We start from the raw sequence: 18,879 nt of genomic DNA on the forward strand, positions 1-18,879 counted from the left end.
CTTCTTCCTCCTTAACTGAACCGTATTGAGTTATTTTGTCCTTTCCCTATTTCCTCCGAATTAAATCTTATCCCTAGCTTTTTGCGATCGCGCTAATAATTCTTGTACATTTGACTGTTTGGCTAACGTCGCTTTATTCGCTCTATCTGCTAATTGATTCACTTTGTTTTTTAAGTCAACCTCCCGTTCATATACTTCTTGTGCCATTTTTTGAAATATATCTGCTAATTCTCCTAATTCATCTGAACGTTTAGTAATAGGTTCAAGAGTTATTTTCAAACTTGCCAAATCAAATTCCTCAGAAGTAATTTTTTCAGCGGCATGGCTAAGTCCCAAAATTGGTTTAGCTAACCAGCGTGTCACTAAAACTCCTAAAAACAAACTCAACACCACAACACCAAATGCCATGACAATAGCAAAGATTCTTACCCTATTTACATCTTGCATAAATTCCTTTTCTGGTACAACTATCACTACTAGCCAATTTAGACCTTTGTATTGTTTGTCATCATCAAAAAACTTGGTAATTTTCACTAGCTTTAATTCGCGATCAGGTGAATAAAATTTAAAGTGTTTTTGTCCAGGAATATTAGCAAAACCACCTGGAATTGTTTTTTCTATATACTCAGATGTTGCTTTAATTAAAGGTTCTTGATTAAAATCTTTTGCTGAAAACTGATTGCCTTTGTCATCAAATACTTGTATTTTTGTAGAAGCTGCAATTAATTTGCCATTAGGCTCAACAATAAAAATTTCTCTAGAAGTGTTCTTGGTGATTTCAACTAAAAAATCACTAATTTGATTCAAAAAAAAGTCTACAGACCAAACTCCCAAAAGTTTACCATTTTTTCGTTCGTAAACAGGTTGCACTGCTGATAAACGGAGTTGAGTATTTTTAGTAGTTTTCTTCGGAAAAACTGGTGTCCAAATTGCTTTACGAGCTTCAATAGCTATCTTGTACCATTCACGTTTGCGAGCATCATACTTTGAAATTCTACTTATTTCTTTGGCTCTATCTCCTTTGTCATTAGTTGAGAAAACAACAGCATCCATATTGGTAGAAGAATCAGCAATATTATATGAAAGTTCTCCTTTTTTTTCTTCTCGGACAACACTGTATAATTCTCCATTAAATTCAGAGCCAAACTGAATACCATTAACCTCCTTAAATGCTTGAATTTGATGCCATAATAATATCTCCATATTTTTATTTTTTTGTAAATCTAACTGCCCTATCTCTACTGCATCAGTATTAATTTGATTAATGATATGGGGTAAATCAAGAAAATTATTCAGTCTTTGTTTAATTTGCTCGCTAAGTATTTCCATACTTTGCTGGGAAAATTTTCCAGCTATTTTTTGTCCTGTTAAGACAGCTGTGACTCCCAACAGTCCTACACATGTTAATAAGGGAACGAGAAAAGCAATAGGAAGAGTTTTACTAAGAGAAAGTTTAGGCATATTTTTAAGGTAATGGTTAGGAATTTAAGATTTATGAATTAATAATTTTAATTGAGTCAGTAAATTTATTGGGTTTTATATATTTTTTAATTTTCCTCTTTATTTTTTTTATCTTTTGAAAATTCTACCTTTTCTCTTGCTTGTTGAGAACGTTCCAGCAAGCTTTGTAAATCTGTATTAATTCCATCTTTTGGAGTAACTAAAGCAGTTTTTTTGGCACTATCGGTTTCATTACGAAGTTGTTGCACTAATTTTTGTAGAGATTCTTCTCTTTCTAATACAACGTTAGTCATTTTCCTAAAAAGTACTGCTAACTGACCTAATTCATCAGACCGCTTGGCAACTTTATCTAATTTCTTTAAATCTGATGCTTCTGTTTTTTCTGAACCAACATCAGCATTACTTATTTTTTGAGCAATCCTAGCAATAGGTCTGAGAGGAAGAATTACAGTGTGTTTGAGCAAAACATTAATTAAAATAACTAAAATTGCAAAAATTACAGTAAATATTCCCACACTTAATACAAGTTGTTGCTGATAGCTTTCAAATATTTCTTCAATAGTTATATAGACTGTTTGAGCAGCTACTACTTCATTTTTTTTCCAACCAAAACCATGCTCGGAACCATAAGTATTAATTTGACTTTTTGGAGCTAAGTTTGGTGAACTATGACAGCGCAAACAACTATCTTTACTGATAATCAGAGGACGAGCAACATAAAATAAATTATCTTCAGATCTTTTACGAAAACCTGAAACTTCTTTTAGAGATAAATCCTGACGAAATCTTTGAACTATATCCGCTTCAAAATTGTCAGCTTTGTCACGTAAATTAGTCGGATTTAAAGTAGCTTCCTTATAAAAAAAATCCTTATAATTCGGACTTCTGCGTAAATTTTCAAAAACCTGCCGTGCAGAATAAGCTGGTATAGTTTCCGGAATAAACTTGGATTCTATTTCCCATCTATCGGATAATAGAGGTTGAATTTGATTAGTTGTATAATCTCTAACTGAATTCATCGTCTCCATTAAAATGAAAGCCTTGTTTGCTACCTGTTGTTCGGCTTTCTGTTGTGCAGTTTGCGATAATAAAAATCCGCTTAAACAAATACCAATAATAAAAACTATCCCTAATATAAAAGTAAATTTTAATCCCAGTTTAAATCGTTGTAACATCTTAAATTACTCTTTATATTTCCGCATATTAGTCATGTTTTATTGCTGGAACTCTATTGCTTGGGCTACAAGTAACATTTTAGTTGTACCTACTATTTAGTTGTTCTCTTAATTTCCTCTTTTTCTTGATTTTTAATTTTAAATTAGTTTACAACCTTGCACCTTTCTCTACTTTTGAGACTGTATCAATTGATGTCGATACCAAGCAAAATGTAAAATATTAATCCCCATTTCTTGAGTCGTACGAATTATTTCTCTCGAAAGAGATAAATTTTCATCAATTCCCCAACCACTAGAAAGCGAACCAAAAATTAATATAATTCCTCCCCAATTAAATAAATGAATGGGATAATTTTTGATTGTTGGCATTTGTGAAAATAGAAAAGGTTCTTTCCGTAGAGGATGATGAGATGGGAGAGTAGCGAAATTAGTAATGGGAATACCAAATTGTTTTGATAATTCCTGAATTGGTTGTTGAATTTGATATAACTGCTGCTGGAGTTTTTCCTCAACTCTCATTAATTCTGCTTCTAATTCTTGACTAATCAAAGCACTTTCTTGCTCTTGAGTGAGATTTGCGATCGCACTCCGCAATTGTTGCCTAACAAAGCTCAATTCTTCTACTAATGCTTCTTCCACTTCGATGAATATATTTGCACCACTTTGTAGATATTGCTGCAAATTCTGAACTTGTTCTTCGTCAACTTTCAGACTCAAAAATTGCTCGTAGGTTAAATAAAGCAAATCGCTATCTAACTTATTTACCGTCTCTGACAAGCTACTTACTTCTATAGCTTTTCCTCCCATTGCGGGGTATAAAGCTGTCATCGACTGCAATAAATAAGTCAAATTCTCTACAATTTTAGGATTTGTTTTTTGCAAATCTGCTAAATATGTAACTACTACTTGTTTTTGGATACGTAATTGTGCACAATTACGAGAGCGTAAATCCAGGTTATTTATACCGGGTTGTAGTACATCAGGTGCATTGACTAACTCAACTTCACCAGGTGTAAGCAAAATCCGACATAATTCTACCTCCGTACCATTGGGAGGAGTGGTCTTTTCATCAATGCGAAAAGTTTCCTGAACAAATTGCCGATCGCTTTGATTTTGTAATTTATCTGGGTCTACATAATTAACTATCACGTATACTGTTAAGGAACCTTTTGCAGGTGCTTCGGAAGCAATCCGAAAAGCTAAAGCTTGGGGAACTATAATTGGATTCCCTTTACCATCAATTGCTAAACCTGGTTGAATTTGCAACCATCGTCTATCTTTATATTGTCCGGCAACCTCTTCAGGTGCATCAATAACATGAACTCCTAAACCCCACACAATTCCTGCTTGGTGCAATGATTGATAATAAATATTCTGACGCTGACGGTGGTAGTCATGAGCTTGTTTCCAAAGATTTGCTGTGAGGAGCAAACCGTCGGTAACTTGGAGTCTTTGTAAAGGTTCAATTGATATCATAAATTAAGAAAATATGGGAAAAGGGGAAGGGGGAATGGGAAATGTGGGAAAAGATTTTAATTTTATATTTTAAGTAGTTGTGCAAAATTAATTGTACATTCCGGAAAGTTGAAGTTATTGGGTGCGCGGAGCGTGTCCGTTTAGGACTTATGCTTCCTTCCGAAGACGCAAGCTACGCAATGACAATATATATTTAATTTTGCGTAAGTACTTATTATTTATTTACCCTTTAATCCTTCCCCCTTTACCTTTCTGTTGATTGGATATATAAATCATAGGTACAAAATGCAGGTTTTTCTTGCTCAATAATATTTTTAACTAAAAAATCATCAATTTCACTCTGGTGATTGGGACGGAGAATAATGGTAAAATGAAATGGACACCCACCACCAACTATGCTACTTTCACCTATTAGAGTTTCTCCAAATACGAACCCTCTAGAGAAAGATTCAGTAATACTAATATGTTTTTCTTCCTCATTCAAAATATCTTCATCTAAAGGTAATTGTGTCACTAAATGTAGAAAAAAACGTAGTCCTCTTCTTGTACCACGCCAACGAAATATTTCAATTGCACTTTTAATTAAATACCGTTCTTTTTCTGGCGAAATTTGCGGTAAATGTTTCCATCCAACCCAATAAGAAAGAAAGGGTAAAAATGCAGTTGGTGCTGTTAAAGGATTAAGATAAGCCGAAATATTTTCCACAGTATGAACGCAAGGTTCAAAGCTTTGTTCAAATATCTTTAAAAATCGTCCAATAAAATCAACATCTCGATAAATTCCTGGGAGAAAATCTAAATAAAGACTTGGTGGACGCACATAAAGATTAAAATCAATGCATTCAACCTGATTTTTTCCAGAGTCTGACTCCATTGAATATGCATAGAGATGTCCTTGATAATTAAGTTTAAGACTTTCTCCTGGTTGCAGTGCGGTTGGTGATTCAAAAAAATCATTAGATATCTGAAAATATAACACCGCTTCCATCTCCGTACCTGGAAGTATATCTAATCCTTCCATCCCAATTCGACACCAATTTGCCGGAAAATCACCCTGTACTTTCAACTCCAACTGTAGGGGACGATTTCCTAAATTCTTCACCTGCACAACCATCTCACTTGCTTCTCCAGGACGTAATTGCAAGCTAATTTGACGACTTGCGATCGCAGATGTAGATGCCTTGATTCCTACCCCATAACCCGATTGTGTCCCTTGTTTAGAAGGAACTGCATCAGGTATCTGCATTGGTGTCAGTCGTACATCGATCAGTTGACTAGATTGGGATTGTGTCATAAGTCATAAATGGGGAAGGGGGAATGGGGAGGAAATTTTTCTTTTTCCCTTAATTTTCTAAATCACGGTAATTGCATGACTAGATCGCAATTGATTGTTACTCCAAGAGCAAATTAATCCGAACTCTCCAGGATTGATTACACCTCCATCTGCTAAAGCACGAGTCCATTCTGAACCATGTTGATGTAGTTCAAATAAAAGAATTGCACCTAAAAAACGAACTCCTGTTGTTTTCTGAAACAAGCTGATAATATCTGAAGTATATAAACTAGCTCCAAATTGCCAACCTTTGCCATCAATTCCACCAGTCAGGGGATTGAGGAAACGGTACAAAGCTATTTGTAAACTTTGAATAATTGTTTGTTGGGCTTGAGAATTGTTGTATTCTGGCTCTAACCCAACTTCTGCTTGCACTGAAACACCAACATATTTAGGTTCACTCAGTCTGACCTCTATACCTAGTAAGCGTCTTTCATCTAAATAACTCAAGATGTGTTGCTGCAAAGCGGTATTAAGCATAAATTCACCGGGATGAATACCTTCTCCCCGATTCACACCTTCAATATTTGCTTGGGGAACAACCAATAAATCAACGACACCTCTATTACTCTTATCATTCATCCGTCGAGGACAATAAACACGAGCTACTGCTCCACCTCCTGCTTGCAATGCCAAAGTTTCAAAGTCTTCTGGAGTCACAGCGCGATCGCGTGTTCGTAAAATACTAGGAACTCGCATAACTGCATTGTCCAAAGACTCTGCATCAGCACCATTACGAGCAGAAATGTGATTTGTCACCCTTTCCACATAGGGAATTGCCGTCTTGGGAATTTGCAATGTATCTCTTTGGACATTGCCTTGCTGCCCTCCACCAGTGCGGTATGCAACCATACGAATCTGGGAACCCTTAGAAGGTATTGCTCCATACTGCCTTTCCATATCTGTGACTGCTTGCAAAGCATCCTTTAGTTGCAGTGTATTTACGCCACTAACCTGTATTTTTGACCGTAATTCTACTTGAGAACGAATTTGAGCAGGTTCGCGGATCAGAAAGCCAAATTGCACCTCTCCAGTTACAGAATCAATGGTGTAATGTTTATCATTTGCTTTTGAATCAGCAAAATCATTAACCTCCTGCCAAATCTCCGGTAATCCTGCTGGTGGTAATACTAAAATGTACTCACCTTCCTGCCGTGGCAAAATCGAAGTATTCTGTAATTGAAACTTTTGCCCCGGATTTCCATTGCTAATTCCTAGCACTTCATCCCGCACCAAAGTACAATGACTAGCGCTCACAGTGCCACCAATAGACCGTACTTGTATCCCTAGTAATTGCGGAGAAGCTGTGTATCGAGAATTACTATTAATCTGGCGATCGTAAACGCAACGCACCCATCGTCCTTGATAGCTACTAAAGTAAGTAATTGGAAATACTCGTGGTAAATGCAGGACTACATCAGCTTCACCAAGGGTATTCATCCCCAATTGTGAACCATCGCTAAAACTAAAACCGCGAGTACCATCGTCAGATTCTTGGAGTAAAATTTGCTGCCAGTGTTGACCATTCCAAGCTTCCCAACGACGGGGGGGAAAATCGGGATTTATACCAGTTGAGGAAGCAGATTCCCCTCGCAATTTCACAGCTAAGACATTACCAGCAATTGGTTCATCAGGATTAAAAACTAAATAAAAGCAATTTCCGATTTCTGGTGACTCAGCAAAAATTGGTTGCGCTCGTCCTTCCCAACTACCATCTTGGCTTTGCGTCCACATATTAGTTAAGCGATCGCGTAAAATTTTTGGCTCTATTTCATCTGTCGAACCAGTGAGAAAATGACATATTTTTGGCTTACCTATTAGCAAAGGTTCGTCAGTACTAAAAACTACTGCCTCTACCGTTTCTGTACGTAAAGTTGCCACCTCTGTACCAGGAGGAATTTCGTAGGTTTTAGGTAAAGTCGCACTCAAGTAAAAAGTTAATTCCGTCTTTGCAGGAGCAGCAGCTAATAACCGAATCCCCAACATTTCCAAAAACACCACAAAATTGCGACGTGGTACTTGATTAAACCGCAGTAGCATCTGGTCAGTTAGCCAAGCAAACAACTCAACCATCGTGATACCAGGATCACCAGGGTTGTAATTAGTCCACTCTGGACAGTAACGGGGAATGCGGAGAATGCACTCCTCCACTAAATCTTTAAACGTGCGATCGTCTAAATCTGATTTGGGTAGTTTGGGTAGGAAGTCGAAGTCCATAGGTGTGGGAAATATGGGGAATGGGGAATGGGGAATGGGGGGGGAAATCTTTGTATATTCTACCTTTCTGCTCCTTTTCCCCCTTCCCCTTTAACCGAGTTGTATTGGGGGGAGCGGTTGATCGCTTGGATTTAATTGGAGAGCATACGACTTAAATCTATTGCTTGACTATAAAGTTGTGTGTAAGTGCGATCGTCTAAATAACCGACTTCTAAAGCTACTCTTACGAGACTGCGACATTCTCCTGCTGAACCTTTGGCTATATTCAAAAAATTTACATACTCTTTACGAGAATATCTTTCAAAACCCTCTGCTATATTCGTGGGAATTGACACAGAAGCGCGTCTTAATTGGTCTTTTAAAGCAAAATCCTTACTGATTTCACCTTCCTTAGTTAATAAATATATTTCTTTGACTAGCTCAATTCCTTGTTGCCAAACTCTTAAATCTTCAAAACTTTCTATTTTATTTTTTTCTATCTTTTTTTCTGTCTTGTTGTTCTCCATCTAATTTTTTTCCTCTAATTATGTTCTTCACATTTTCCCCATTCACCCTTCCCCCTTCCCCGTCTTCAACTTCCTGGCATTAAATAAAATGGAAAAACCAGACTGCGTTGTTCGTGGCTGTTTCGGGGGTGATATTCAATAATCACGTCTAATCGACCACGTACCGGATCAGGTTCAGCACGAACTGCATCCACTACTATGCGGGGTTCCCACTTTTCCAAAGCTTCCTGAGTATAAAGTCTTGCCAAAAGCAAAGTCTGGGTATTCATCGGTGCAAATGCCAACTCCCCCAGACGGGAACCAAAATCAGGTCGGTATACTCTTTCTCCTAAATGGGTACGTAAAATAATTCCTATAGATTCTTCAATATTTTGATTTTTGGGACTGATTTGCATGTTCCCTTGCATAGTCACATTCAGAGGAAACGCCAGCCCTTGACCTAGATGGTTTTTGTTTGTATCTAACATAGGATTTTAGGTTCCCCTCAAAGATTCATGCCTTAACAGGATTTCCGTAAAAACAACACCAGTATACTGACCTTTGCTTAAGAGTGATATCAGTAAATATTCGGCTATATCGACAGAAATACTTAGGAAAATAAAAAGTATTTAAGTATTTACCCTATAGTAAAATTACTGACAATCATCTATTGTGGCTGTTTTTCTCAGGGATTACTCGGAAAATCAAAGCTTAAAATCATCTTCCATAACAAAAAATCTGCCAGATGGTAAGTAAAGATGAAGAAAAATAAATTACAAAATACTTATCATTACTGACCTGTAAATACCCAGAGGCTGTGCCAAACTGGAGCAATAATAATTTTTACATCGGAATACGTAATTTTATGGCAAAGCAGGAACAGCTTCAAAAGAAACCTTCAACAACTGTATCTGAACCACAAAATTCTTCTGAGTTCCTGCAAACTAGACCTTTTGCAACCAGCGAACAAACTACGCAACCCAATTTACAGGCAAAGAGCGATACCAACCCTGCGGGAACTGCAAGGCAGAACAAAGATGGTCGCCAAGAGCATCGCACTTCTGATTTTGGTCACAGTTTTGGAAATTTAGCAGTTTCCCCTTCTACAACTTCGGTTCAACCTAAATTAACTATTGGGCAACCGGGGGATAAATATGAGCAAGAAGCGGATAGCGTAGCAGCAGATGTGGTACAGCGCATAAATCAACCACAAGCAGCATCTTCCAAGCAGGAAGAGACGGTACAACGTCAGGAAGTACCAGAAGAGGAAGAATTACAAATGAAACCTCTGGCTGATTCCATTCAGCGTCAGGAAGTACCACAAGAGGAAGAATTACAAATGAAACCTCTGGCTGATTCCATTCAACGTCAGGAAGTACCAGAAGAGGAAGAACTGCAAATGAAACCTTTGGCTGATTCCATTCAACGTCAGGAAATACCCGAAGAGGAAGAAATACAAACAAAATCTTTGTTACAAAGAAAGACAAATAACGAAAATCAAACTGCTCCCGATAGCATTGAAACATCAATTAACCAAGCACGAGGTAGTGGACAATCTCTGGGAGATGTTCAAGGGAGCATGGAACAGGCATTTGGAGCTAACTTCAGTGATGTAAGAGTACATACTGATGCTAAAGCAGACCAGTTAAATCAAACAATTCAAGCTCGTGCTTTTACTACAGGACAGGATATTTTCTTTCGGGACGGAGAATATAACCCCACAAGTAGAAATGGGCAAGAATTATTAGCGCATGAATTAACTCACGTTGTGCAGCAGCAACCCCAAATGGTGCAGATGGACAAAGATGCTGTAGAACCAGAGAAAGGAGTTAATCCCCCACCAGAGAAGAAAGATATAAGTTGGATATATGATACTTTAAAACAATTAAAAAGTTGGAATGCGGTTAAAGATAAATTTATTTCTGATGAACCAACAATGCGTCAATTTGTTGAATTTCGTAAAACTTATGTAGATAGTAAAATTAACGAACTTAGACAAAAATATCCAACACTCATTGCTAAATCTGTAGGCAGTAAAGACCTAAGTTCAGATTATGATATTACTATTTCCACTCCAGGAACAGGTGAAGATGTTGAAGCAGTAGATGAATTTAACAATGCAATTAAAGCTGAATTTGGAGTACAGCCAGGGACTTTATTTGATACAAATTTATATGCTAAAGATTTTCTGAAGGTGGAGGGAAATATTAAACCAGATGTTGAGCAACAACAGCAAGAAGACTCTGATTTGGCACAACCAGAAAACCAAAATTTAGGAAAATTAACGGATTTGGATCAAGATGTTGCAGCTTTAGTTAAGCAAAGACGATTTATGAATCAGGGTGAATGGGATAAATATACTGAATCCGTTGTTTCTGGAATCGCAGATAAAAAGCAAAAACAAGCAGTTTTAAAACAATATGAAGAAGCTGATGCAATTTTTCAAATATCTGCCCATCAATTACTAGAAGAAACCAAAAAAGATGAGAAGGTACATCAAGAAAAAGGACAACTAGGCAAGGAAGAAAACGACGAATTATCGAAAATTAAGGATGGAAAAGTTCGAGAGCAAGTAGAAAAGCAGTTATTAGGTATAGAAGAATTACATTTAATTACTCACGAAAATCCCGATTTGGTACTAGAAAAAAGCAATCAACTTTATATTGATAAAATGAGACAGGTGCGTGTGCTTCAATGTCTCATTCAAAATCCTGAAGAAGAGAATGTTGATGCAATGAAGGCAGAAGTGAAAAAATTATTAGGTGAAGCTTGCTTCTTCGCTGCTGAAGCATACCATAGTGAGGGAGCAGTGAAACACGTGGTGGCAGGTTTGCAAGGAGATAATGCACAAGAAGCTCTGAAAAAACTCACACCAGAAAATATTTTACAATCTTATAATGAACAGTTGGGAGATTTCCTCAAAGATATTGTTCACTATACTCAAGAAAAAGCTCATCATGGTAAGGTCTTTTATCGTTCCTCTAAATATTTGTATCGTTTATTTGACGCTATTAAAGAGATTAAAAAACGCCCAGAATTTGCAGATATTCAGTTAACTATAGGTGATGAAAACTTATTTGCAGCAATCATAGAATCGGGATTATTAGCAATTCGCAAAGGAAATCTCAAATTTGCAAGTGAAGAAGAAACAAATTTAGCATCTGTTGACATTGTCAAACAATCTTTTGGTGTGGACACATCAGAAGGTTTGAAACAAAAAGTTTTACAAATGAGCGTAGAATTTAATCAAAAAGTACGCAATAAGTTATCATTTTTAACTGATAAAAATGCAGAAACTCAATATTTTAAAAATGTACAGCGTCGGTAACAGCCAAAATCAGAAGCAAAACTAAATTTTTATCTTGAAGTAGGTAATTTTATGGCAGAACAGGAACAACTTCAACCAAATGTTTTAACAACAGTAGATGAAGCACAAAATCTATCTGAGTTTTTGCAAACCCGACCTTTTGCACCAGTTAATAAATCTCATGCAGCTTCCAGCGAACCAGGTACACAACCAAATTTGCAGATCAAGAGCACAAATAACTTACCACCTCGCACTTCTAATTTCGGTCACAGTTTTGGAAATGTAATGGTTTTTCTTCCCACGAGGTCAGTAATTCAAGCTAAGTTAACTATCGGGCAACCGGGGGATAAATATGAACAAGAAGCTGATCGCGTAGCAGCAGATGTGTTACAACGCATAAATCAACCGCAGGCAATGTCTTCTAATCAGAGAGAGACTATCCAGCGTATGGAAGTACCGGAGGAGGAAGAACTACAAATGAAACCCCTGGTAAATTCCATCCAGCGTATGGAAGTACCGGAGGAGGAAGAACTGCAAATGAAACCTCTGGCAAATTCTATCCAGCGTGTGGAAGTACCGGAAGAGGAAGAATTGCAAATGAAGCCGTTTTTGCAGCGTCAAGAAGCCATTGATGGAGGACAAGCATCAACAGATTTGGAATCTTCCATTAATAATGCAAGAGGTGGTGGACAAGCTTTAGATGCAGGTTTGCAACAGTCGATGGGTCAAGCGATGGGAGCAGATTTTAGTGGAGTCAGGGTGCATACAGATACCCAAGCTGACCAGTTAAATAAATCAATACAAGCAAAAGCTTTTACGACGGGGCAGGATGTGTTTTTTCGGCAGGGAACGTATGACCCTGGGAGTCGAGGAGGACAGGAGTTGATTGCCCATGAATTGACCCATGTAGTGCAGCAAAATAGTGGGGCTGTGCAGCGATCGCCGCAACCGGAAGATACATTACGGCAACATCAAGAGATAATGACGGGAGCGAAAGCAGTCACCTCGATACAGCGTAAAGCATACATTGGGGACAATTGTGATTTACCTGCTAACCTCGAAAAACCAAAAAATAAAGCACTTCATGAAGACGGAGATATTAGGCGGTTTAATAATCAACAGGAATTTGAAACATTTGCGGCAGGAAGCGCAGTTGAAGGTGTTGGTCAGCTTGCGGATAAGACATGGGTGCGACTACCTAAGTCTATGCTTGTACTAGGAGAAAATCATGGTAATCCAAAGGCACCTGAAATTATCAAAGCCACGAACATCAAAAAATTCCGCTATGAGGGTTTCACCCACCACTCTGCTACTAGGCTCGAAAAAAGCGAAGAACTTCAAGGGGTTGTGCAGGAATCAAATAAAAAAAGTCTTGAGAAGAAAGGGCTAGTTGCCGGTGCTGATGAACCAACACATGAAGCAGAACACGCTCTCCCTAAGTATGCCAGAGCAGTTGCAGACGTTATAGAGTTAGTTAAAAAACAAGAAAAGGGAGAGAAAATTAGTGAAACGAGTGTCGTAGCAGGAAGCGATCTTGGAGAAGAATACTCACTTGTTAAGGCATTGCTATCATCTCTACTTCATGCCTTAATTTACTCTAAATCTTATAGTGGGAAATTTTTCTCTCATCCCCTCAAGCAATTCTATAACGAGAATCAAGCTGCTGTAGATGAAGCAATAGAAACACTTAAAGCTAGTGAACAAGGCAAAAAAGTACCTGATTTCAGTAAACTTAAAATCACAAATACACTCGATTCGCTAACCACTGCCTATGAAACGGCAGCGAAAAGTAAAGTAGGTCTAACTACACAGAAAAAAATCGATAACTTTAAAGCACAGCTGAACACCGTAAAAGAACCAAAAGTTACACTTACCAATCGCGCCAAAGAAGACGACTATCTGCGTGATGCTTCTATGCTGGAAACAATCAAGAAGGCAAAAAGTTCAGGCGATCGATTATTCGTCATTGGAGATGCCCACCGTTATAAGTTGCAACCACTCATTGAAGGGCTTGGTTTAGAGGTAATGCCAGACACAGATTTCGTAGCGCAACAAAAGGACTTAGACACATATGCGAAGAGCAATGGAAAGGATTACGGCGATGGAGACCCAAAATCGATAGGTAAATGGATTAGATCGATTCAGGAAAAATGGACACCAGATGAATTAATAAAATTAGGTTGGGGAAGGGAATCTGAAAGTGAGGAGGAGTGGGAAAAGCGCAAGGGTAACAATAACAAGGGTGGTACGGCGGTCTTGACTGATCATAATGATACTACTACTCGTTACGAAGTTGTGATAAACGGGAAGATAATAGATAAGAAAACTAAGAACTTTCAATACAAACGGGGAGATAAGTATACAATAACTGCGATTAGCAAAGCCGAACCAAAGGCAAAAATAGTGATTTATCAAAGCCAGTAAATGATGAAAACTCTATTTCTATAGGTTTAACTTCAATTGCAGTCGAATAGAGCAATAGTTTGAAGATGCGATCGCGTTTGCGGTTGGAGTAAAACTACATCTGATATGGAATGCGATCGCACAACAAAAGGTTGAGTTTGTGATTAAACCCAACCTAATTTGTGTTTGTAATATTTATTACTAAATCCCCGGAATTTCCGATAATTCACATTTTAATTCTTCTACCGCAAAACCTGTAACTTTGCGCCATTCTTCCACAGTAAACTCATAACCTTGTTCCTTTGCCATTTTGACAAAAGCCTCCTCATCTGGTGCTTGATTGAGATTTTCCCGCAAATCGGGGTTAACTTGAGCCGCTCTAAATAATCTGGTTACTTCTTGTACTGCCATAATTTATACTCCTAAATTTAAAAGACGGGTAAAGGGGAAGGGGTAAAGGGTTAAAGGGAAAAGGGAAAAGGGAATAAAAAGCTTTGAGCTATTACCCTTTGTTGAAAGTTGTGATAACTAGGTACTATCTCTTTTTCCCCATTCCCCATTTCCCTTTCCCTAAGAAATCCATCCCTTCACTTCCACATCTGTCAAGGGTCGTTCCATCTTAATATATTCACTCTTTGCAGCTTGTAATATATATTGCATCTGAACTACTTGCCCAGCCTGAGCAGCAATAAATGCAGCGTTGAGAGCAATGTTACGAATATTACCACCAGCAACATTTAATTTTGCCAGTTTCCACTCATCTAAACCTTCCGTCGGTGTGTTTTTGGGAAAAACTCGTCGCCAAATTTCTGCCCTCTGGTTCGCATCTGGGAAGGGAAACTGAACAATAAAGCGGATACGTCGCAGAAAAGCTTGGTCAATCGCATTTTTTAAGTTGGTGGTCAGAATCGATAAACCAGGGTAAGCTTCCATCCTTTGCAGTAAATAGGCAACCTCCATGTTCGCATGGCGATCGCGTGAATCTTTAACCTCAGAACGCTTACCAAATATGGCATCTGCTTCGTCAAATAACAAAATTACACCCCCAACTTCGGCAGCATCAAAAACCCTACCTAAGTTTTTCTCGGTTTCACCAATGTATTTACTGACGACTGCGCTCAAATCAATGCGGTATAAATCTAACCTCATTTCCCGTGCTAGTACTTCAGCTGCCATTGTTTTACCAGTTCCACTAGCTCCTGCAAACAAAGCACTAATACCCAAACCGCGTTTACTTTTGCCTCCAAAACCCCATTCCTCATAGACTTTGGTGCGCTGTTTGAGTTGGTCTGCTGCATCTCGCAGGACTTGTTTCTCAATTTCTGGTAATACCAAATCATCCCAGTCAGCACTAGATTCCATCCGTTGTGCTAATTCATCCAACCGAGGACGAGCTTGGGTGCGGCAAATATCCCAGAGGGATGAGGGAGATGGGGGGGATGAGGGAGATGGGGGGGATGAGGGGGATGAGGGGGATGAGGGAGATGGGGGAGATGGGGGGGATGGGGGGGAAGAAGTAATATGTTCTTCTTGTAGTTTCCCATTTCCTGTTTCCCCTTTCGTTTCCTCAAGACTTTTTGCTTTTAAGCAAACCCCGCGAATAGCGGGAGCGCTGAGGTTGAAGTGAGAAACTATGTTTTCTACTTCTTCCCCCAGAGATGGGGCAAATTCTCTCAGGGTTTGATGCCAAAGTAAGCGCTGTTCTTCGGTGGTGGGACTATCTACATCGAAGGCTATTATGGGACGGTGTTTTTGGGGACGACGTTCTTGGCTAATAATAATTACAGGAGCTTGGATGCTCTCGATAAATTGAGCTATTGCCATTTCTTGTTTGCGATCGCTATTATCCCAGTTGTCCCATTCCAACAGCAATGTGGTGTTATTCAGGGCAAATTCTCGCTCCCACAGGGATTTTACTAAGTTGAGATTACCTGTTTCATGGGGTAATAGTTCTACTCCAATGCTGTAAGGGATAAAGTTAATTTGACCACAGGTCGCAGATGCGATCGCTCTTTGACTTGCGACATCTTTTCCACACAATTGCAGGATTGGTAGTACTTCTTCTGATTGTGCTGCTAAATACCAAGTATTTGCCATCTGCATCGCTATTTGCCAATGCGATGGTACTAATTTTTCCCTTGTTTTGACGGGTGTACCAATTCCTGCCAATCTTGAATCTAGATGATGGATTCCTGTAAGATAATGCAGAATTTGTTCGTCAATTCGCAAAGGACTAGTTGTGAGAGCATTACCAGCACCAATTTCCATCAATCGCCATTTTCGCAATGGTGCATCAGGTGTTAGCGCTCCCCAATAGGCTTGTTCTAGTATTGCCAGCGCCAAGCTAAAGGTCGGATAATTACGCTGTGAATCACCTTGAATTTCGGCACAAAGGGAAGCAAAGCTAGCATCTAACTCCACTCCTGCACATAGCAGTAATATATCGCGCTCAAAAGCGGATAATCCCAAGTTTTGGCAGATTTTTTCTAAAGCTGGTAAAGAAGAGGGTGAGGATGGGGAATAACTATGTTTTTCTCCTTTTTCCTCTTCCCCTTTACCCCTTGCCCTTTCCAAAACTTGTCGCAAGCGATTGAGGTGCTGCATCAGATAACGTTGATTTTCTTGTTGCCATTCGGCACTAGGTGCTTGAGGAATCACTTTTCTAGTTCGGCAATTAAGTTGAGTAAATAAGTCTTTGCTTCTTGTGGAGCAAGTAAAATTACTTGACCTTTACGTAAAATCTCGTATTTTCCACCATGATAGCCATGACCAGCAATTAGTCCTAGTTGTACTGCTTGGTTTCCCAATTCAGTCAACATGCTAATACCAATCAAGTCACCTTCTTGTTGTAATTGTTGTTTCAACATTTCTTCAGCATCCATAAAAATAAATAATGGGGAAAAGAGGAAGGGGGAATGGGAAAAAGAGGTAAGTAGTTGTGCAAAATTAATTAATTAATTGTACATTCCGGAAACTTGAAGTCCTTGGGTGCGCGGAGCGTGTCCGTTTAGGACTTATGCTTCCTCCGTCGCAATGACAATATATATTTAATTTTGCGTAAGCACTTAGTAGGTTATCCGGCTATCACAACTAGAAAAGGGTAATGGTTCAAAGTTTGTTATTTCCCTTTTTCCTTTCCCCATCTTTCCCTTCTCTTAACTAATTTCAATTCTCGGTGTATTAAACCAACCATAGGTTGAACTAGTATCATCGCTATCGATACTCAGTAAACTTTCTGCACCATCGATTTGCAAACGTAACAAGTAAGTTGCTGGTTTGACTCCAGTCAAATTAAAAATAATGGTATCGGTATCAATATTGATGGGTTCAGCTACAAATTGATAACCAATAGGTTCGTCGATAGACCATTCATTCATAACTAACACGACTCGCTGCTTAATTCCCACCATCACATCTACTTGCAAACTTAGAATAAGCGATCGCAAGTCATCCATTGGTCGGTTTTGCTGTTCGATATTGATTTGTTTAATGGTTGGACGAAGTACAAATGGTGCCACATTGGAATCAACTGACCGATTTCCATTATTTAAATTTGCAGTCCCAATGGGAATTTGATGAATAACCTGCAAACTCTGGACACCTGCCCGCAAAAAATCAACTGGCACATCGGCTAGGATGAGAGTAATTTGATTTTCGCTGACTTCTGATGGTGAAAGTTCAAATCCACCAATTCGCACTTGGGTAATATTATTCGCCAGGTATTTACCGCGAATTTGTAAGGTACTGCTGGCTAAAATAGGTTCCAGTTTCCCAGTAGCAGAAACCACCTGCTCAACCAGCGGACGATTGGGAAATGGAACTGTACCCCCAAGATTGCGATCGCTTACAGGTAAGGCACGTTTCAAGGATTCATCACCATCAATCGTCACTACAGTAACTTTGTACACCAGCGACAACATGTAAGGAGCTTGAAAAAATACAGACCAAACCTTAGATAAGTTGTCTAAATTTATCTCCAACGGCACTACTAGTAACTGTTGGAGTTGGTTGGCAAGGTTTGAATCTTCTAAAAATCTATAGCTTGGATCTGCTAAAGCCTCCTGAATAGCTTCAACTGATACTGTTGAATAGTCATTGAAAGTGCGAATCACACTACCCAACAATCGCTGGGGGATTAGCTCTGTGTCGTTACCATAGAAACTAATCATATAATACAAGTCAACAGCCGCCTGACGTTTGATTGGCGTTCCTTTGGAGCGAAACGGTGTTGCATCTGCGTTGTTTAGAGCGGGATTGCGGGCAACATGATACAAAAAAAGATTAATACCAGTTTCTGGTGTTCCGTTACCGATATTTCTTGGTTGTAGTGTTGTGACTCTGACTCCATCGATATCTAGCTGTACCGCAGATTGCAAAATTCTTTGCAGGATGGCTGTCACTGTTGCGACAGCTAAATAATTACTCACTGTCAGTTATTTCACTTAGATAATACTTTGTTTAGGAAATAGATAAAAGTAACTTTTGTTGCTCCCTATTCATTTAAAACTTAAAACCTTTCCAATCTAGCCGAGGGAATACTTGTTGTCCATGCCTGTTTAACCCCCATTTTCTGAACTTAATCATCCTTAGAACTCTGTAAAAGACTACTGACAGTAACTTTTTTGCGTTAATCTACTATCAGTATACTGAGTTATTTGTATTACTTATGAGTTAAAGCTAAGAGATTTAGAATTCTCATTTAAAAAACCTTAACAAAAACTTGGTAAAAACCCTTTACATGTGCCAGTTTAGATATGTGATTTGCGTCACTAAGGTAAATTCAATCGAGTACTTAAGTAGTACAGTATAATTAAATGCATAATTAAGTACATATCCGTACGAATTAGTGAAAACTCTGAGTCAGGAAAACGATTGAATTGGAAGAATGCAGTAGAGATGTTAAGCAAGCAATAGCTCTAATTCAAGATTGCGATCGCTGCAATGAGGGGCGATAAGAATGGTAAAAATGAGTTTTTGTCGAAATAAAAGAAGCTCAAAACCGATCTTTTTTTTACTCAGCGT

At 38.6% G+C, this 18,879-nt stretch carries 13 protein-coding genes; 2 read left to right on the forward strand and 11 right to left on the reverse strand.

From position 1 onward, the window contains the following. Positions 1–60: 60 nt before the first annotated feature. The 7 genes from CAL6303_RS11590 to CAL6303_RS11620 all read right to left on the reverse strand — a co-directional run bounded on the left by CAL6303_RS11590 (position 61) and on the right by CAL6303_RS11620 (position 8,635). Positions 61–1,461: a cache domain-containing protein gene (locus tag CAL6303_RS11590; RefSeq protein WP_015198030.1), complete on the reverse strand. Its 1,401-nt coding sequence runs from the start codon at positions 1,459–1,461 to the stop codon at positions 61–63. A gap of 86 nt (positions 1,462–1,547) precedes the next feature. Next, on the reverse strand, positions 1,548–2,636 hold the full coding sequence (locus CAL6303_RS11595; protein WP_015198031.1) for a DUF3365 domain-containing protein: 1,089 nt from the start codon (positions 2,634–2,636) through the stop codon (positions 1,548–1,550). A 168-nt stretch (positions 2,637–2,804) separates the two neighbouring features. After that, a complete protein-coding gene (locus tag CAL6303_RS11600) occupies positions 2,805–4,112 on the reverse strand; it encodes a DUF4159 domain-containing protein (protein ID WP_015198032.1) in 1,308 nt (435 codons plus the stop codon). A gap of 244 nt (positions 4,113–4,356) precedes the next feature. Next, positions 4,357–5,406 carry a phage tail protein gene (locus CAL6303_RS11605; protein WP_015198033.1) on the reverse strand — a complete coding sequence of 350 codons (1,050 nt, stop codon included), beginning with the start codon at positions 5,404–5,406 and terminating at the stop codon, positions 4,357–4,359. Positions 5,407–5,463: 57 nt separating this feature from the next. Further along, entirely contained in the window at positions 5,464–7,662 is a 2,199-nt protein-coding gene (locus CAL6303_RS11610) for a putative baseplate assembly protein (protein ID WP_015198034.1), read from the reverse strand. 131 nt (positions 7,663–7,793) lie between these two features. Beyond that, positions 7,794–8,168, reverse strand: coding sequence for a four helix bundle protein (locus tag CAL6303_RS11615; RefSeq protein ID WP_015198035.1), 375 nt, complete (start codon positions 8,166–8,168; stop codon positions 7,794–7,796). A 65-nt stretch (positions 8,169–8,233) separates the two neighbouring features. After that, positions 8,234–8,635, reverse strand: a complete 402-nt coding sequence (locus CAL6303_RS11620; protein ID WP_015198036.1) for a GPW/gp25 family protein — start codon at positions 8,633–8,635, stop codon at positions 8,234–8,236. 377 nt (positions 8,636–9,012) lie between these two features. On the opposite strand from CAL6303_RS11620, the gene CAL6303_RS28465 reads away from it, so the two are divergent. Together CAL6303_RS28465 and CAL6303_RS28470 are read left to right on the forward strand one after the other, a co-directional pair. Next, positions 9,013–11,475 carry a DUF4157 domain-containing protein gene (locus CAL6303_RS28465; protein WP_015198037.1) on the forward strand — a complete coding sequence of 821 codons (2,463 nt, stop codon included), beginning with the start codon at positions 9,013–9,015 and terminating at the stop codon, positions 11,473–11,475. A gap of 51 nt (positions 11,476–11,526) precedes the next feature. Then, positions 11,527–13,878: a DUF4157 domain-containing protein gene (locus tag CAL6303_RS28470; protein WP_015198038.1), complete on the forward strand. Its 2,352-nt coding sequence runs from the start codon at positions 11,527–11,529 to the stop codon at positions 13,876–13,878. Positions 13,879–14,058: 180 nt separating this feature from the next. Here CAL6303_RS28470 and CAL6303_RS11635 read toward each other — a convergent pair whose 3' ends face one another. The 4 genes from CAL6303_RS11635 to CAL6303_RS11650 all read right to left on the reverse strand — a co-directional run bounded on the left by CAL6303_RS11635 (position 14,059) and on the right by CAL6303_RS11650 (position 18,284). Then, the gene (locus tag CAL6303_RS11635; protein ID WP_015198039.1) at positions 14,059–14,268 is read right to left on the reverse strand and encodes a Nif11-like leader peptide family natural product precursor; all 210 of its coding nucleotides are present in this window, start codon (positions 14,266–14,268) and stop codon (positions 14,059–14,061) included. A gap of 159 nt (positions 14,269–14,427) precedes the next feature. Continuing rightward, positions 14,428–16,515: an ATP-binding protein gene (locus CAL6303_RS11640; RefSeq protein ID WP_015198040.1), complete on the reverse strand. Its 2,088-nt coding sequence runs from the start codon at positions 16,513–16,515 to the stop codon at positions 14,428–14,430. Further along, positions 16,512–16,739: a hypothetical protein gene (locus CAL6303_RS11645; protein ID WP_041739448.1), complete on the reverse strand. Its 228-nt coding sequence runs from the start codon at positions 16,737–16,739 to the stop codon at positions 16,512–16,514. The genes CAL6303_RS11640 and CAL6303_RS11645 overlap by 4 nt, the downstream gene beginning before the upstream one ends. A 273-nt stretch (positions 16,740–17,012) precedes the next feature. Further along, positions 17,013–18,284: a DUF4255 domain-containing protein gene (locus CAL6303_RS11650; RefSeq protein WP_015198042.1), complete on the reverse strand. Its 1,272-nt coding sequence runs from the start codon at positions 18,282–18,284 to the stop codon at positions 17,013–17,015. Between the last annotated feature and the right edge of the window lie 595 nt (positions 18,285–18,879).

The sequence above is a fragment of the Calothrix sp. PCC 6303 genome (assembly GCF_000317435.1).
In the GTDB taxonomy this organism is placed as follows: Bacteria; Cyanobacteriota; Cyanobacteriia; order Cyanobacteriales; family Nostocaceae; genus PCC-6303.

Coding starts and splice junctions, on each gene's coding strand:
- CAL6303_RS11590 (WP_015198030.1), bottom strand. CDS start 1,461: ATGCCTAAACTTTCTCTTAGTAAAACTCTTCCTATTGCTTTTCTCGTT.
- CAL6303_RS11595 (WP_015198031.1), bottom strand. CDS start 2,636: ATGTTACAACGATTTAAACTGGGATTAAAATTTACTTTTATATTAGGG.
- CAL6303_RS11600 (WP_015198032.1), bottom strand. CDS start 4,112: ATGATATCAATTGAACCTTTACAAAGACTCCAAGTTACCGACGGTTTG.
- CAL6303_RS11605 (WP_015198033.1), bottom strand. CDS start 5,406: ATGACACAATCCCAATCTAGTCAACTGATCGATGTACGACTGACACCA.
- CAL6303_RS11610 (WP_015198034.1), bottom strand. CDS start 7,662: ATGGACTTCGACTTCCTACCCAAACTACCCAAATCAGATTTAGACGAT.
- CAL6303_RS11615 (WP_015198035.1), bottom strand. CDS start 8,168: ATGGAGAACAACAAGACAGAAAAAAAGATAGAAAAAAATAAAATAGAA.
- CAL6303_RS11620 (WP_015198036.1), bottom strand. CDS start 8,635: ATGTTAGATACAAACAAAAACCATCTAGGTCAAGGGCTGGCGTTTCCT.
- CAL6303_RS28465 (WP_015198037.1), top strand. CDS start 9,013: ATGGCAAAGCAGGAACAGCTTCAAAAGAAACCTTCAACAACTGTATCT.
- CAL6303_RS28470 (WP_015198038.1), top strand. CDS start 11,527: ATGGCAGAACAGGAACAACTTCAACCAAATGTTTTAACAACAGTAGAT.
- CAL6303_RS11635 (WP_015198039.1), bottom strand. CDS start 14,268: ATGGCAGTACAAGAAGTAACCAGATTATTTAGAGCGGCTCAAGTTAAC.
- CAL6303_RS11645 (WP_041739448.1), bottom strand. CDS start 16,739: ATGGATGCTGAAGAAATGTTGAAACAACAATTACAACAAGAAGGTGAC.